This is a genomic window from Enterobacter asburiae (assembly GCF_001521715.1).
Classification (GTDB): Bacteria; Pseudomonadota; Gammaproteobacteria; order Enterobacterales; family Enterobacteriaceae; genus Enterobacter; species Enterobacter asburiae.
Map to the genome: position 1 here is coordinate 3,492,440 of NZ_CP011863.1, position 15,861 is coordinate 3,508,300.

A 15,861-nucleotide genomic window follows, 5' to 3' on the forward strand; every position below is an offset into this window, starting at 1 on the left:
ACTTGTTCTGATGATAGCGACATACTCTGTCAGATCGGAGCGGGATGGTTATTGTCTGAATAAAATTAAACTATATTGAGATAACCATGAATACGATTAAAAAACTTCCATTAACCATGGCGGTTATCGCCGCGCTTTGCCCAATTTCCGTGCTCGCGCAGGAATTCACCCAGGAGCAAATCGACGCCATTGTGGCGAAAGCGGTGGATAAAGCCCTGGCCGAACGCCAGGCCAAAATGGATGCGGCGGTCGCGAAAAAAGCGGACGTGGTAACCGAGCCGCAAAGCGCGGCGCAATCTCCGGATATGGCGATCCCGTTCGGGATTAAATTTACCGGCTACGCCCGCTACGGCGCGCACTTCCAGGCCGCCGATCAGAAATACGTCGCGGTGGACGGCTCCTACAACGGCGCGTCCGCCATTGGTCGTCTGGGCAACGAAGGCAACGGCGGGGAATTCCAGCTCTCCAAGGCCTTCAAGGGTGAAAACGGCGCCATCTGGGACATCAACGTGATGATCGACCACTGGGGCGACGAAGTTAACCTGAAAAAAGCCTACGCGGGGGTGACCAACATTATGGCCTCCAACCCGAACGCCTATTTCTGGGCAGGTCGTGACTTCCACCAGCGTCCGCAGCAGGGCATCAACGACTACTTCTGGATGAACCACGACGGCCAGGGCGCCGGGGTGAAAAACTTCGACATCGGCGGCGTGCAGTTCGACGTGGCCGCCGTGGCGGCGGTGGAATCCTGTAGCCCGGAAGTGATGGAAGACGAAGCGAACCCGTCGCGCATCACCTGTACCGGCGGTTCCGGCACGGGCGACAAAGGCAACTACGCCGCGACCTCAAAAATCCACGGCATGAAGCTCGGCCCGATCGACGTGGAGCTGTACGCCAACTACGGCTTTGACTCCAAGGCGGTGGAGAGCGACGAGCGTCTGAACGCCTGGCAGGGCGGCGTGGTGCTGAGCCACACCAACGACAGCGGCGTGAACAAGGTGATCGCCCGCTACTCCGATAACGCGGACAACAGCGTGTTCAACAAAACCGAGGATCTGACCACGGTCTACGCCAGCTTCGAAGGGCTGTACAAATTCACCCAGGCGACGCAGGTGGAGTACATCCTCGCCTTCCACGACTACGACAACAGCCGCGATAAGAGCGACAACCGTAAGAACTACAACGCCATCGTGCGCCCAATGCACTGGTGGAACGACGTTCACTCCACCTGGCTGGAAGCGGGCTGGCAGCACGTGGATTATGACAACGGCGGCGACAACAAGGGCTGGAAGCTGACCCTGTCCCAGAACATGTCTATCGCCATGGGACCGGAGTTCCGCCCGATGCTGCGCTTCTACGTGACCGGCGGCAAGGTGGATAACGAACGCACCGCGCGCGTGAACAATACCAAAGACGAAACGCTCGACGACTTCAACGTCGGCGCGATGTGGGAGGCATGGTTCTAAGCAAGGTAAAAGCAAAACGGCAACGAGAGTTGCCGTTTTTAGTTTTGCTCCCTCTCCCCGTGGGAGAGGGCCGGGGTGAGGGCATCAGGCCGCACACAACCATGCTATGCTGTTGACCGAATTAACGACAACATCGCAGGGGAGAACATGGGTTCCACACGCAAAGGGATGCTGAACGTCCTGATCGCCGCCGTTTTATGGGGCAGCTCGGGGGTTTGCGCGCAGTACATCATGGAGAAAAGCCACATTTCTTCGCCTTACCTGACCATGGTTCGCCTGCTGTTTACCGGCGTGATCCTGCTGACGCTCTCCTTCGTTCACGGCGACAAGATTTTCTCGGTGATCAAACATCGCAAAGACGCCCTCAGCCTGCTGATTTTCTCGCTGGTCGGCGCGCTCACCGTGCAGCTCACCTTCCTGCTGACGATTGAAAAATCCAACGCAGCCACCGCTACCGTGCTGCAGTTTCTGTCACCAACCATTATCGTGGCCTGGTTCGCTCTGGCACGGAAAAAGCGTCCCGGCGTGTTTGTGCTGTCGGCCATCATGACGTCGCTTGTCGGTACCTTCCTGCTGGTCACCCACGGCGACCCAACCTCGCTCTCCATCTCGCCTGCCGCGCTGTTCTTCGGCATCGCCTCGGCGTTTGCCGCCGCGTTTTACACCACCTATCCGTCAACGCTGATCGCCCGCTACGGCACGCTGCCGATTGTCGGCTGGAGCATGTTGATTGCCGGGCTAATGCTGACGCCGTTCTACGCCGGGCGCGGAACCACGTTCGTGATCGACGGCAGCCTGCTGCTGGCGTTTTTCTACCTGGTGGTGATTGGTACGGCGCTAACGTTCAGCCTGTATCTGAAAGGCGCGCAGATGATCGGCGGGCCGAAGGCGAGCATTCTGAGCTGCGCCGAGCCGCTGAGCAGCGCGTTACTATCGGTGATTTTGCTGGGCGTGGCGTTCACCCTGCCGGACTGGCTGGGGACGCTGCTGATTGTGTCGTCGGTGGTGTTGATTTCGATGGATTCGAGAAGACGGGTTCAGACATCGGCGTAGCCTGATGCACTCACCCCAACCCTCTCCCACGGGAGAGGGAGAAAAGCACTACTTCGCCTTAACCTTCCCCGCCACCAGCAGCGCCGTCAGCAGCATCAGCGTACCGGAAATCACCAGCGGTGACGTCAGCCCCAGATGGTCGAGCGCCACGCCGCCAATGGCCGCACCGCAGGTATTCGCCAGCTGGATCACCGCCACCTGAATCGACCCGGCTTTTTCAGCCTGATCGGCCAGCGTGCGGGTGATCCACGTCGACCAGCCCACCGGCACCAGCGCAAAGGCAAAGCCCCAGATAATCGCGATGGCAGAGGCCACCCACTTATCGCTGCCCCACAGCACCAGCACCGCCGCGCTCGCCGCCAGCACCAGCGGCGCACCCGCCAGCGCCACCTTCAGGGAGCGTTTCAGGAACTGAGACGACAGCGAGGTACCGACAAAGCTGGCGATACCGAAGCTCAGCAGCACCAGCGTCAGGCCGTCCACGTCAAATCCCGCCATGGTCATAAACACCGGGCGGATATAGGTAAAGAAGGCAAACTGCCCGGCAAAGGACATAAAGATGGCGGTCATCCCCGCCAGCACGCCGGGGCGCTTCAGCAGCGCGAACATGTTCTGCTTATGATGCGCCGCTTCGCCCGGCAGCGACGGCAGCGCTTTCCACACCCAAATGATGCAGAGCAGGCCCATCACCGCCGCAGCGTTGAAGACGTTACGCCAGCCGATAATCCCGCCGAGGAAGCTGCCGAGCGGCGCGGCAATCACCAGCGCGATAGAGACCGCACCGAAGATAACGGAAAGCGCTTTTGGCACCGTCCGCGCGGGCACCAGTCGCATGGTGAGCGAGGCCGACATCGCCCAGAAGCCACCGAGCCCCAGCCCAAGACAGGCGCGACCGAGCAGCAGCAGGGTGAAGCTTTCCGCGAAGGAGACCAGCAGGCAGGAGAGCGTCAGCAGCACGCTGAACAGGATGACCACCTTGCGGCGGTCGATGGTGCCAATCACCTGGGTGATAAACAGGCTGGCAAACATCGCCACGAAGGCGGTGACGGTAACGGACTGCCCCGCCACGCCCTCGGAAATGCCCAGATCCTGCGCCATCGGCGTCAGCAGGCTCACCGGCAGAAACTCAACGGTAATCAGGCAGGCGACGCAGAACGCCACGGCGAAAACGGCCGACCAGTTGGGGCGAGAAACCTCTTTGGTCTGCGGTCTGGTCGTGGGCTGGATATGTTCTGTCATGGCGTCACCTGAAGATAAAAACGTGCGGAAAAGTCGCGCAGTTTATCATCAAAAGTGTGACGGATTTAACGATTTGACAACTTTTGTCGTTTTTAATGAGCCTGGAGGGAGAGCGTCGTCGACTGATACCTTTTCAGCATAACGAAAATGAAAATTCAGTATCCACATTTGAGGTGAAACAATCATAGCGTCTGAAAAGGAGAACCTATGAAAACACGTATTTTATCTCAAAATCTTACCGTCAGTGCCGTCGGCTATGGAGCCATGGGTCTGAGTGAATTTTATGGCCAGACTGATGACAACGCTTCGCTGCAGGTATTGCACAGCCTCATCGATCTGAACGTGACGTTTATTGATACCGCAAATTTATATGGCCGTGGTCATAATGAAAGACTAATCGGTCATTTTCTTGCCGGGCTGGATAAAAGCACTCGCGAGCAGTTCAAAATAGCCACGAAATGCGGCATCGATCGCTCTCCTGACGAGTCTTACGCCCGCACCATCAACAATACGCCTGACTATATCATCCGCTGCTGTAATGAGTCCCTCAAACGGCTTGGCGTGGAGCGAATCGACCTCTTTTATCTACACAGACTGAGTAACGCCACCCCGGTCGAAGAGAGTATGGATTGTCTGCGCGCCCTGGTTAAAGAGGGCAAGATTAACCACATCGGCCTTTGCGAAGTGTCGGCGTCAACGCTGCAACGGGCCCATGCGGTACATCCGGTCACCGCGCTGCAAACGGAATATTCATTGTGGACACGCGATATCGAGGAAAGCATTCTGCCGGTCGTGAAAGAGTTAGGCATTGGTCTGGTGCCCTACTCGCCTCTTGGCAGAGGCTTCCTGACGGGAAAATACCTGAACAATAGCGAATTTGCAGAGGATGATTTCCGTAAAAATAACGAGCGCTTTATGCAGTCCAGCCTCGATCATAATCGCCAGCTGCTCGATGTCATCCACCCGCTGGCGGCGAAATACGGCTGTACCGCAGGTCAGATTGCCCTTGCCTGGCTGTTAGCGCAATACGATCGGCTGGTTCCCATCCCGGGCACTAAGCACACCGGCTATCTGGCCGAGAACGCGCGCGCTGCCGACATTATGCTTGAGAAGAGTGACATTGAATTATTGAACAACCTGCATCGCCGGATAGAGATTAAAGGCGATCGCTATTCTGCCGAGGGTATGAAGGGCGTGAATGCCTGATACCTCATCGTAAAAATAAAAAAACCGGGCTTCCCCGGTTTTTTTATTCGTTGTCGGCAATGATTATTTTTCATCCATGCTATATGCGGACGTTAACTGGACTCATACGATTTCTCCATCCGGGATTGTTTTGCGGTCAACGTGGCAGGGATAAACACGACAAGCAGAACGGAAAGGCCGATGGCCGTGGCGGCGACGATATACAGGAGCGGCAGTGAAAATGATGAAACTATCCAGGCACCTGCTGACGCGCCGATACCAATGGCAGTATTGAAAAATGACACGTAGATTGCAGAGGCCGGGAAGGTTTTATCCTCTGCCATACGTAAAATCCACGTCTGGAAGCCGACAAATATTCCTGACACGGCCACACCCCAAATAATCATGCCGGTGAATATCAGCCCAGCAGAGAGCGATGATCCTGACAGGCCCAGGATGAACAGCACGGCACATATCAATAGTACAGATATAGAGACCATCAACTTAAGGGTGATGCTGCCAACTTACTGATTTAGTGTATGATGGTGTTTTTGAGGTGCTCCAGTGGCTTCTGTTTCTATCAGCTGTCCCTCCTGTTCAGCTACTGACGGGGTGGTGCGTAACGGTAAAAGTACTGCCGGACATCAGCGCTATCTCTGCTCTCACTGCCGTAAAACATGGCAGTTACAGTTCACATACACCGCCTCTCAACCCGGTACGCACCAGAAAATCATTGATATGGCCATGAATGGCGTTGGATGCCGGGCAACCGCCCGCATTATGGGCGTTGGCCTCAACACGATTTTACGTCACTTAAAAAACTCAGGCCGCAGTCGGTAACCTCGCGCATACAGCCGGGCAGTGACGTCATCGTCTGCGCGGAAATGGACGAACAGTGGGGCTACGTCGGGGCTAAATCGCGCCAGCGCTGGCTGTTTTACGCGTATGACAGGCTCCGGAAGACGGTTGTTGCGCACGTATTCGGTGAACGCACTATGGCGACGCTGGGGCGTCTTATGAGCCTGCTGTCACCCTTTGACGTGGTGATATGGATGACGGATGGCTGGCCGCTGTATGAATCCCGCCTGAAGGGAAAGCTGCACGTAATCAGCAAGCGATATACGCAGCGAATTGAGCGGCATAACCTGAATCTGAGGCAGCACCTGGCACGGCTGGGACGGAAGTCGCTGTCGTTCTCAAAATCGGTGGAGCTGCATGATAAAGTCATCGGGCATTATCTGAACATAAAACACTATCAATAATTTGGAGTCATTACCGACCTGCCAGATGAGCAGCACCTGCGCCGCATTTTGCAAATGCGCCTCGTCCGGCCGCTCAAGGTAGCGGATAAACTCATTGCCCGACGTTTTACCAAACTGGTCGATCATCGACTCAACCGGCATCGGGGTGATCCCCAGACGCTCGCTTAAACGTTTGATGGCGCGGCGGGAATCTGAGGTCAGGACGCGAAATCCCACCACAAACACCACGGCAAGCGTTGCCAGCATTATCCAGACCATGCGTTCTCCTATGAATAGCCGCTCATCATAGCGGGAAACGCAGCGCCTCGACAGCGGGTGGCACCATAATAGTGAACGGAAAAGATGTTGAAGAATTGGGAGAGGAGGAGTTAACGCCGTCGGGGTCAATATAAAAAAGCCCGGCATCACACACCGGGCAAAGAAGTTACCTGCACACTCAGGCTGTTTTTAATTTTTGCGCACGATTCTCACGGCGAATCTTACGTTCTTCCAGCACCGCGACCATCGCCATCAGGACGATACAGCCAATCGCTGCCGCATCCAGCGCCGCGAAGGTGCCCGCCCAGCCGGTGAGGCCGAAAATCGGCGTACCGTCAGCGATCATCCCCAGGCCCAGCTTGGCGAAGCTGTCGCCGATCAGGTAGGCGAAGGTGCCCTTAATCCCATCGGCGGCGCCGATCGCTTTTTTCGGCACGAACCCGACTGCCGCCACGCCAATCAACAGCTGCGGACCAAACACCAGGAAGCCGAGCGCGAACAGGGACGCCAGGTAAACGTACTGGTTGCTGGCGTGCTGGTAAACGCCGAGCGTGGCGATAATCAGCGCCAGCGCGACGCAGGCCACCAGCGCGCGACGGCCGTTGGCGAGGTCAGAGAGCCAGCCCCACAGCAGCGTGCCGACCAGCGCGCCCACTTCGAACAGGGTGAAGCCCTGGATCGCCACTTCTTTAGAAAGCTTCAGCTCCTGGAAGGCATACACGGTCGACCACTGGTCGATGCCGATACGCACCACGTAGAGGAAGATGTTTGAGAAGCACAGCAGCCAGATCACTTTGTTTTTCAGCACGTACTCAACAAAGATCTGCCATTTGGACATCTCGTTTTCTTCGGTCTCTTTGTCCTCTTCGCTGATCTCCTCCCCGAACAGCTCTTCGGCTTTGCCGAGGCCGTAAGATTCCGGGGAGTCGCTGCCGTAGCGCAGGCCGATAAAGCCGACAATCAGGGCGATAATCGACGGGAAGATAAACATGCCGATCACATGGCCGTCGAACAGGTAATTTGCGCCGAACAGCGCTACGCCAGCCGCACCCGCCCCGCCGAGGTTGTGGGAGATGTTCCACATGCCGAGGTAGGAACCACGCTTGCGGCGCGGGGTCCATTTGGTGATGGTGGAATAGCTGCACGACCCGCCGGTACTCTGGAAGAAGCCGCTCAGGGCGTAGAAGGCGATCATCATGAACAAGCTGACGGAGCCCGCGCCCATGCTGGCGCTGAAGCCGAGCATACAGATGGCGGAGAGGATCAGCATAAACGGCAGGAACTGCTTGGTGTTTTTGCCGTCCGCGTAGTAGGAGACGACGGTTTTACCCACGCCGTAGGTGATAGAGAAGCCCAGGCCAATCATCCCCAGCTGCGTCATGCTCAGCCCGTAGGTTGAGATCATGTCGTTCTGCGCGATGTTAAAGTTTTTGCGGATCAGGTACATGGTCAGGTAGCCGATGAAGACCACCAGATAGGACTGCATGAACGGTTTGAACCACATCTTGCGCCGCACGTCGAGCGGCAGATCCAGGGTCGGCTTGCGCACCTGATTTAAGAAGGCCAGCATGACTGAGTTACTCCTGAGCTGATTTTTGCAGCATTGTAAAAATCAGCCGGGAGAGATGCCTGAGACAGCGTCCAGGTAAAACCGGGAAAATTTCCTAGTTTTGCGCCATTCGGGGTGAAAAGGTGAGACGCATCACGCTTCGCTCACCTCGCGCGGTGCCTGCGCGTTCAAAAACGGCAGCAGCAGCAGCGCGGAGATCCCCGCCGCGATAGCGATCACCGCAAAGAAACCGCTCCAGTGCCAGACGTCGATCACCCGCGCCAGCGGCCAGCCGGAGAGCGATGCGCCAAGGTAGGCAAACAGCCCGACAAAGCCCGTCGCCGCGCCTGCCGCCTCTTTGTGGGAACACTCCGCCGCCGCCATGCCGATCAGCATCTGCGGGCCAAACACGAAGAAGCCGGTGGTGAAGAAGCACGCCGCCTGCATCACGTAGCTGGCGAACGGCATCAGCCACAGCGAGCCGACGGAGAGCAAAATCCCGGCGGCGAAAATCAGGTTCATCGGACCGCGGTTGCCGTTGAACAGCTTATCCGATCCCCAGCCCGCCACCAGCGCGCCGATAAACCCGCCCAGCTCGAACATCGTCACCGCCGAGTTGGCGGTCACCAGGTCCACGCCGAGCGTCTCGGACATGTACAGATTGCCCCAGTCGTTGATGGCCGCGCGCACCACGTAGACCAGCACGTAGCAGAGCGACAGCAGCCAGATGTACGGGTTTTTCAGCACGTATTTGGTGAGGATCTCCCTGCGGGTCAGCCCCGCGCCTTCCTGCTGCTGGGCAATCTCCATCTCGTCGTGCCGCCAGTCGCCCACCGGAGGCAGGCCGACGGTTTGCGGCCTGTCGCGCAGGCGCCAGCAGAGGAACAGCCCGGCGACAATCGCGAGGCCACCGGCAATCATCATCCCCGCGCGCCAGCCGTAGTGCAGCGCCGCCGCACCCACCACCATCGGGATCAGCGCCCCGCCGACGTTATGCGCGGTGTTCCAGATTGCCCACCAGCCGCCGCGCTCGTTGCGCGAGTACCAGGCGGTGAGCAGACGAGCGCAGACCGGCGCGCCCCAACCCTGGAAAAAGGCGTTCAGCGCCCACAGTAGGGCAAAGGCCCAAAGCGAGGTGGAGAAACCAAACAGGATGTTCACCACGCCGGTGGCGATCAGCCCAACGCCCATGAAATATCGCGCGTTGGAGCGGTCGCTGACGATGCCGGAGAAGAACTTCGACAGGCCGTAGGTGATGTAAAACAGCGTCGCCAGCAGGCCGATATCGGTGCGCGTCATCACGCCGCTGGCGAGGATTTCCGGCGCGGCGGCGTTGAAGCTTTTGCGGGTGAAGTAGAACAGCGCGTAGCCGAGCCAGATGGTAATCAGGATATGGCGACGCCAGTAGCGGTAGCGGGCGTCGATTTCCGCTTTATCGCCAATCGGCGCGGCGCTGGCAGGGGTTTTAAACATGGTAACTCCGTAGCGGCAGGCTGACGCTGACGCGCGTCCCGTGGGTGCAGGAGAGGTTCAGCGTGCCGCCGAGCGCCTTGACGCGCTCGCGCATGCCCGCCAGGCCAAAACCCTGCTGGCCGGAGCCCGGCGGCAGGCCGCAGCCATCGTCTTCAATTATCAGCTTCAGGCTGTCGTCCTGCTGCCAGCCCTGGATCGTGACCGCGCTGGCGCTGGCGTGCTTGACGATATTGTTCAGCCCTTCCTGACAGACGCGGAACAGCGTCACGCGCTGGCCTTCGCTCAGCGCAGGCTCGTTAATACGCCAGTCGAGATGGCTGACTATTCCGCGGCTTTCCAGCTCCATCTCGCGCATCAGGGAACGCACCGCCTGCTCAAGCGTAAGGTCGTCAAGCTGGCGCGGGCGCAGCCGTCCTAACAGGCGGCGAACGGAGTCATAAACGCCCAGCGAAAGCTGTTCGATATGCGCCCCGCCCTGCTTCACGCCCGCGTTTTCCGCCGCCAGGCGCTGGACAATGCCCGCCTGGGTACGAATAGCGGTGATGGTCTGGCCGATATCGTCGTGCAGCTCGCGGGCGACCTCCTGCCGCACGCTCTCTTCGGTTTCCAGCAGACGCTCCGCCAGACGGCGGTTGCGCGCCAGCTCGGTTTGCAGGGATTGGTTCAGCTCGCGCAGGCGCTGAATGCCCGCGCCGAGCAGCAGCCCGGTCAGGCTCTGGACCAGCAGGGAGAGCAGTAAATCAACAGGATGATCGTGCCAGGTCTGGCTGGCGATCAGCGCGATGGCGTTCATCAGCGTGGCAATCAGCGCCCCCTGCCAGCCGTAGTGCCAGGCCAGGGCGATGATTGGAAGCGCCAGACAAAACGGCGTGAAGCGTGAAAGCTCGGCGGGAAGGCCAAGCTGGAGCCACAGGCTCACAACAAACAGCAGCAGATACCAGATGAGGTGCCGGGCGCGCCAGTTCACCGGCTGGGAAACCAGCGCCGGGCCGAGCGGCTGCCAGACGGTGCTGGTGAGGTAGTGCCAGATCACCAGACAGGTTGGTGCCAGCGTCAGGCCGCCGGTCAGGGTCAGCAGCAGGGCATTGAGCATCTCCTTCTCGCCGACCCACGGAAGCGACTGCAGCAGCGCGGCGGCAATCAGCGCCGCCCCCTGACGCAGCAGCGTGCGCCAGTCGCGCTGGTGGCGGTAGCGGGAAATGAGGGCAACCGGGAGAAGCGTGAGCAGGCTTCCGGTCATCAATAAGGGCAGATGCGCGAGGGCAACTTCCTGCGCCAGCCAGACCAGCATCAGCCACTCTGCGCCGAGCAAAACGGGCCAGTAGCCGCGCGGACACTGGAGCATTAAGCCCAGACGCAGGCCGAAGGGAAACAGCAGCACCGCCAGCTCGGGGCGTTCCACCAGGTGCAGGCTGATGCTCCACAGGCAGAACCAGGCGGCGGAGAAGATAAAAAAGCTGGCGACGACGGCGATCAGCCGTGAAAAAGCGGAACTCATTGCCAGCTGTCAAACATGCGGCGCGCCAGCTCGACGTCGTTGCTGACGTTGAGTTTTTCCATCAGGTTGGCGCGGTGGACGTGCACGGTTTTCGGGGACAGATCCAGCTCGGCGGCAATCTCTTTCACCGACATCCCCTGCGCGAGCTTCTCAGCCACCTGGCGCTCGCGTCTGGTGAGCGGATCCTGACGTCCGGCCGCCAGCTTAATGGCGATATCCGGCGTTAAATAGCAGCCGCCGGTGGAGACGGTGCGCACCGCGGCGATCAGTTCGTCGGGGCTACAGCGCTTGGAGAGAAAGCCGCGCGCGCCCGCGTTGAGCGCCTGCTCGACCAGCGCCGGGCTGTCGTGCACCGACAGCATAATCGTCGCCAGCCCTTTCGGCAGCTGGCTTAACAGCTCCAGCCCGGAGAGATCCGGCATCGAGATGTCGCAGATACAGACCTGTACCCCGCGCCCCGGCAGGCCCGCCAGCGCCTCGCGACCGGAGCCAAACTCGGCCACGACCTGGAAATCCGGTTCGAGGTTCAGAAGCTGGGCAAAGCCGGAGCGGACGATAAGGTGGTCGTCGATGAGAGCGATGGTGGTCATGTGTCTTCCTGCGGTCTAAAAACGCCGGATGGCGCTGCGCTTATCCGGCCTGCAAGCGCGACGCCTGCAGGCCGACCAGGGCGCTTACCTTAAGCGATCTTTATTCGAAAAACACCGCAATTTTGTTAAACATGGTGGGATCGGACTGGTTGCGCGCCACTTTGGTGACGTCTTCCAGCTTGTCGATCTGCGCCATCATCTGCTCCAGACGCTGGTCGTCGTTGACCAGCAGCCAGATGCGGCTGTGCTCGCTGCCCTGAATCGGCAGGCAGAGAATGCCTTCCACGTTAAACGCCCGGCGGGCAAAGAGCCCGCAGACGTGGGTCATGACGCCAGGGTGGTTGCGGACGGTGAGTTCCAGAATGACGTTATCATGTTGTTTCTGCATGGCTTATTCTCCCACCATCTCGGTATTTGCCGCACCCGGCGGCACCATCGGATACACTTTTTGTTCAGGGTCGATACGCACGTGGATCAGCGCCGGGCCGGGGCGAGAAATCGCCGCCTGCAGCGCCGCGTGGGCATCCTCTTCGGCGTTCAGATCGCAGGTGTGCAGGCCAAAGCCGGCGGCAATCTGCATAAAGTTAATCATCCCCGGATAGGTCGCCGCAAACACGCCCTGCTTGTAGAACAGGCTCTGCTGCTGGTGCACCAGCCCCAGCGCCTCGTTGTTCATCAGGATGATTTTCACGTCTAACTGGTTTTCGGCCGCGGTGGCCATTTCCTGAATGTTCATCATCAGGCTGCCGTCGCCGGAGAAGCAGATGACCTTGCGGTCCGGGTTGGCGAGCGCCGCACCCACGGCTGCGGGCAGGCCAAAGCCCATGGTTCCCAGACCGCCGGAGGTCAGCCACTGGCGCGGACGGTTCAGCGGGTAGGCCTGGGCGGTCCACATCTGATGCTGGCCAACGTCGGTGGTGATAATTGCGCTGTCGTCCACGCAGGCGGCCACGGCGTTGATCAGCCCGTAGTGGCTGAGCGGGTCGCCTTCGGTTGGGATAGCGCCAGGGAACTCGCGCTGCAGATCGGCCACCAGCTGACGCCAGTCGGCGCGCTCGGCTGCGTCCGTCTGCGGGATCAGCTGCGCCAGCACCTCGGCCACGTCGCCCTGAATCGCCACGTGCGGCTGCTTGATTTTACCAAGCTCGGCGCGGTCGATATCCACGTGAATGATCTTCGCATTCGGGCAGAACTGCTCGGTTTTGCCAATCGCCCGGTCATCAAAACGTGCGCCCATAACAATCAGCAAATCAGCCTCTTGCAGGATGTAGTTGGTGCTGCGCGCGCCGTGCATGCCCAGCATGCCGAGAGAGAGCGGGTGCGCTTTAGGCAGCATGCCCAGCGCCATCAGGGTCATGGTGGTTGGCAGGTTGGCTTTTTCCGCAAACTCGCGGATTTCATCCGCGGCGTTAATCGCTCCGCCGCCCAGATAGAGCACCGGGCGTTTGGCGGCGTTAATCATAGCGGCGGCATCGCGCACGCTCTCAGCGCTGAATTCCGGCGCGGGGGCACGTTCGCCCGGCTCCGGCAGGACGTCGATCTCGATCTCTGCGGTCTGGACATCCTTAGGAATGTCTATCCACACCGGGCCCGGGCGGCCAGACTGCGCAATGCGGAACGCATCGCTGATAACCTGAGGCAGCTCGCTAATGTCGCGAACTAAATAGTTATGTTTGGTGATGGGGATAGAGATGCCGTAGGTGTCCACTTCCTGGAACGCATCGGTGCCGATCATTGAGGACGGTACCTGGCCGGTAATGCAGATCAGCGGAATGGAGTCGAGACGCGCGTCGGCGATGGCGGTGACCAGGTTGGTTGCGCCCGGGCCGCTGCAGGCCATACAGACCGCGGGTTTACCCTGCGTACGCGCCATACCCTGAGCAATAAAGCCTGCCCCCTGCTCGTGGCGCGCCAGCACGTGGCGGATCTGCGTGCTTTGGCTTAACGCATCGTACAGCGGCAGCACCGTGCCGCCCGGGATACCCGCAACCGTGGTGATGCCCTGCCGTTCCAGCAAATGAACGATCAGCTGCGCGCCAGTAAAACGCGTCCTGGTGGATGTTGTGCCCGAAATTGCCATGCTCCAGTCCTTTTCTTCTGGGCCGACTTTCCGGGGAGGCTCTTAAACGAAAAACCCCGCCCGGTTTGCGCCGGCGGGGTTTTGGATTCGTGTGTTGATCCAGTCCCTACGGCGCATTGCCGACGACCACCACCACACGCACGACGACCACTGCGGCAGGTTGCGCAGTTTTTAGTAGGGTCGAAGTGAAGATGGATGAAGTCATTGGGGACCTGTGTTTGGAATCATTGATGGAATTTATACAAACACAGGTTTTCGGGCGTGACAATGGAAATATTTTCATCTGCGCAAAAATGCGTCAGGGATCACGTTTCGTTTGTTGGGTGATAACTCTCAAAAAGTCGGTTTTAACTCACTCAATAAACAGCGCAGGTGATACCCCAAACCTCGCCGCCAGCTTTTTAATATGGTTCAGAGTAAGCTGTCTCTGACCATTCAGAACCCGTGAAACCATCGATTTACTGCCAATTTCATCCTCAAAATCCGATATCGTCAGGTTGTACTGATCCATCAAGGTTCTTAAAACCGCAATACCGACGGGAACGGACTCCATCTCCTTGCGTAATGCGACAATATCTGGCCGATTGGCTTCGTAACGGCTAATCCTGGCGCACACAATATCCAACAAGGGGCTATCGGGCTCGTTCATAAGAAGATACTCAACCAGCTCTAGCGCATCCTCATAATCTTTCTCGCTCGGCTGTTCACCCAGTAAAGGAACGGCCGCAACAAGGGCATGCGTAGCTTTCATTGCATCAGCGACGATCATCATTTCTTCCCCTTAGTGCGATGTTTCTCCGTAAAACGGTCATATTCCTTATGAGTAAAAACATGGCGCACATAAAACTTTTGGCTTTCAAAGAATATGAGAGCCACTACTCTGAGATTGTTGTTTGCAATATCAATAACATAATGCTTATCCAGATACTTAAAGTTATCCAGCGTCGGAAACAGTTTTTTCAGAGCAGCAGGTGTTGGGCAATGGCTCTTTTCGATGGTGCGACCCAAAAAAAGGAGTTCATCCTTGTGCTGCGGAAACTGGGTTACCGCATCCAAAATAGCTTTCATAGAGATTAAATGCATACTGCATGCCTGCCGCGTCCGTTGCCATTATGGCAATGATGACATTCATTGCCAATAAGTCAACAGGCCTGTTTTTATGGGCAGACCAGAAAACAAAAAACCCCGCCGGAGCGAGGTTTTTATCAGGGTTTTGCGGTTGGTCGCCGCAGAACACACTGTGTTACGTCAACGCAAAAAGTATACGCGATCGAAGACGAACGCGCAATTGAGGCACGGATTTTGACGTTTTTGAGTATGGATGGGGTTTCGGGTTTTGTCCAAAAAATACTGTTCATGCATACAGTATTTATCTATACTGAGGGTGTTCGCAGTGAGCGAGGGGGCCGCAGTTTTACCGGCGCAAAGAAGTCCTGGCTGAAACGGGTGGTGCCGTCAGTGCCTTAACCCCTGAAGTGAGCACACTGTGTTACGTCAATCCAGGTGCTGGCAACAGGCGGCGGAAAGGTACGCCAGCATCGTGCTCCTTTTAACCAAAAGGAGACGCGTATGAGCGTAGTGGATATGGTGATACTTATCCTCAAACTCATTGTTGCTGTACTGCAACTGCTTGATGCTGTCCTGAAATTCCTTCGGTAATTCAGGTTCAAGTCGCACCTGAGAGGGGCGGGCAACCGCCCCTCTTTAATAACGAGGGAATGCTATGTCGCGTCTGTTAATTGAGCCTGTCACACCGGATGAGCCGGGGTATATCGCCCTGAAGGCTGAAAGTATCGCACTGAATTTCAACATGCTGCGCAGGCTGGAAGAGAACTGGCAGCGTGGTGAGAACCGCTTTAACGCGCCGGGTGAAAAGCTGCTGGGCGCGTTTCTCAACGGCAGGCTGGTCGGCGTGTGCGGCCTCAACCGCGATCCGTTCAGCCAGCAGCCGCGCGCCGGACGTATTCGCCATCTCTACGTCAGCGATAAGTGCCGCGGGCTGGGCATTGGCAAACAGCTTTTAACCGTGGTGATGGCCGATGCCAGCATCTGGTTTGATTTCCTGAATACCCACGCGCCGGAGAGCGCGTACGGCTTCTATCACCAGGCGGGTTTTACGCTGGTTTCGGACGAACCGCGGGTGACGCACCGCCTTTTTTGTGCCGTGTAGCCGGCTGGCAGCATCAGGGTGTGAATGTTACAGTTAAG

The 15,861-nt window shown here is 58.1% G+C and carries 16 protein-coding genes and 2 pseudogenes; 6 read left to right on the top strand and 12 right to left on the bottom strand.

Annotation, left to right across the window (positions count from 1 at the left end):
* The first annotated feature begins 86 nt into the window (after window positions 1-86).
* Together ACJ69_RS16890 and ACJ69_RS16895 are read left to right on the top strand one after the other, a co-directional pair.
* Complete coding sequence (locus ACJ69_RS16890; protein ID WP_059347362.1) at window positions 87-1,466, top strand: carbohydrate porin; 1,380 nt, start codon at window positions 87-89, stop codon at window positions 1,464-1,466.
* Between the two features lie 147 nt (window positions 1,467-1,613).
* Window positions 1,614-2,519 carry a DMT family transporter gene (locus ACJ69_RS16895; RefSeq protein WP_029741863.1) on the top strand — a complete coding sequence of 302 codons (906 nt, stop codon included), beginning with the start codon at window positions 1,614-1,616 and terminating at the stop codon, window positions 2,517-2,519.
* 48 nt (window positions 2,520-2,567) lie between these two features.
* On the opposite strand, the gene nepI is transcribed toward ACJ69_RS16895, so the two are convergent.
* Entirely contained in the window at window positions 2,568-3,758 is a 1,191-nt protein-coding gene (gene nepI / locus ACJ69_RS16900) for a purine ribonucleoside efflux pump NepI (protein WP_059347363.1), read from the bottom strand.
* Between the two features lie 207 nt (window positions 3,759-3,965).
* Here nepI and ACJ69_RS16905 point away from each other — a divergent pair, with 207 nt between their 5' ends.
* Window positions 3,966-4,964: an aldo/keto reductase gene (locus ACJ69_RS16905; RefSeq protein ID WP_059347364.1), complete on the top strand. Its 999-nt coding sequence runs from the start codon at window positions 3,966-3,968 to the stop codon at window positions 4,962-4,964.
* 92 nt (window positions 4,965-5,056) lie between these two features.
* Here the strand turns inward: ACJ69_RS16905 and ACJ69_RS16910 are convergent.
* A pseudogene (locus ACJ69_RS16910) lies at window positions 5,057-5,452 on the bottom strand (MFS transporter); the annotation flags it as partial.
* A 55-nt stretch (window positions 5,453-5,507) separates the two neighbouring features.
* Here ACJ69_RS16910 and ACJ69_RS16915 point away from each other — a divergent pair.
* Window positions 5,508-6,205 (top strand): IS1-like element IS1A family transposase gene (locus ACJ69_RS16915; RefSeq protein ID WP_103215986.1). Its coding sequence is split into 2 segments (ribosomal slippage): window positions 5,508-5,757 and window positions 5,757-6,205, totalling 699 coding nucleotides; the frame shifts between segments, so codons are not numbered across the junction.
* 15 nt (window positions 6,206-6,220) lie between these two features.
* Here ACJ69_RS16915 and ACJ69_RS16920 read toward each other — a convergent pair.
* The 10 genes and pseudogenes from ACJ69_RS16920 to ACJ69_RS16960 all read right to left on the bottom strand — a co-directional run.
* Window positions 6,221-6,463 (bottom strand): annotated as a pseudogene (locus tag ACJ69_RS16920) (DUF1198 family protein); the annotation flags it as partial.
* Between the two features lie 178 nt (window positions 6,464-6,641).
* Window positions 6,642-8,033, bottom strand: coding sequence for a hexose-6-phosphate:phosphate antiporter (gene uhpT, locus ACJ69_RS16925; protein WP_023333957.1), 1,392 nt, complete (start codon window positions 8,031-8,033; stop codon window positions 6,642-6,644).
* Between the two features lie 132 nt (window positions 8,034-8,165).
* The gene (gene uhpC, locus ACJ69_RS16930) at window positions 8,166-9,485 is read right to left on the bottom strand and encodes an MFS transporter (RefSeq protein ID WP_029741418.1); all 1,320 of its coding nucleotides are present in this window, start codon (window positions 9,483-9,485) and stop codon (window positions 8,166-8,168) included.
* A complete protein-coding gene (gene uhpB, locus ACJ69_RS16935; RefSeq protein WP_059347367.1) occupies window positions 9,478-10,983 on the bottom strand; it encodes a signal transduction histidine-protein kinase/phosphatase UhpB in 1,506 nt (501 codons plus the stop codon). Before uhpB ends, uhpC begins: the two co-directional genes overlap by 8 nt.
* Window positions 10,980-11,573, bottom strand: a complete 594-nt coding sequence (gene uhpA, locus ACJ69_RS16940) for a transcriptional regulator UhpA (RefSeq protein WP_029741420.1) — start codon at window positions 11,571-11,573, stop codon at window positions 10,980-10,982. Before uhpA ends, uhpB begins: the two co-directional genes overlap by 4 nt.
* Before the next feature lie 100 nt (window positions 11,574-11,673).
* The gene (ilvN, locus tag ACJ69_RS16945; RefSeq protein ID WP_010426528.1) at window positions 11,674-11,961 is read right to left on the bottom strand and encodes an acetolactate synthase small subunit; all 288 of its coding nucleotides are present in this window, start codon (window positions 11,959-11,961) and stop codon (window positions 11,674-11,676) included.
* 3 nt (window positions 11,962-11,964) lie between these two features.
* Window positions 11,965-13,653: an acetolactate synthase large subunit gene (ilvB, locus tag ACJ69_RS16950; protein ID WP_059347368.1), complete on the bottom strand. Its 1,689-nt coding sequence runs from the start codon at window positions 13,651-13,653 to the stop codon at window positions 11,965-11,967.
* Between the two features lie 106 nt (window positions 13,654-13,759).
* Window positions 13,760-13,858 (bottom strand): ilvB operon leader peptide IvbL, encoded by a 99-nt coding sequence (gene ivbL / locus ACJ69_RS25340; protein WP_057979964.1) that lies wholly within the window; start codon window positions 13,856-13,858, stop codon window positions 13,760-13,762.
* 147 nt (window positions 13,859-14,005) lie between these two features.
* A complete protein-coding gene (locus ACJ69_RS16955; RefSeq protein WP_054830330.1) occupies window positions 14,006-14,422 on the bottom strand; it encodes a helix-turn-helix domain-containing protein in 417 nt (138 codons plus the stop codon).
* Window positions 14,422-14,736: a type II toxin-antitoxin system HigB family toxin gene (locus ACJ69_RS16960; protein ID WP_029741423.1), complete on the bottom strand. Its 315-nt coding sequence runs from the start codon at window positions 14,734-14,736 to the stop codon at window positions 14,422-14,424. The genes ACJ69_RS16955 and ACJ69_RS16960 overlap by 1 nt, the downstream gene beginning before the upstream one ends.
* 486 nt (window positions 14,737-15,222) lie before the next feature.
* On the opposite strand from ACJ69_RS16960, the gene tisB reads away from it, so the two are divergent.
* Together tisB and ACJ69_RS16970 are read left to right on the top strand one after the other, a co-directional pair.
* The gene (gene tisB, locus ACJ69_RS24420) at window positions 15,223-15,312 is read left to right on the top strand and encodes a type I toxin-antitoxin system toxin TisB (protein WP_023309830.1); all 90 of its coding nucleotides are present in this window, start codon (window positions 15,223-15,225) and stop codon (window positions 15,310-15,312) included.
* A gap of 64 nt (window positions 15,313-15,376) precedes the next feature.
* Window positions 15,377-15,823 carry a GNAT family N-acetyltransferase gene (locus tag ACJ69_RS16970; RefSeq protein ID WP_059347369.1) on the top strand — a complete coding sequence of 149 codons (447 nt, stop codon included), beginning with the start codon at window positions 15,377-15,379 and terminating at the stop codon, window positions 15,821-15,823.
* The last annotated feature ends 38 nt before the right edge of the window (window positions 15,824-15,861 follow it).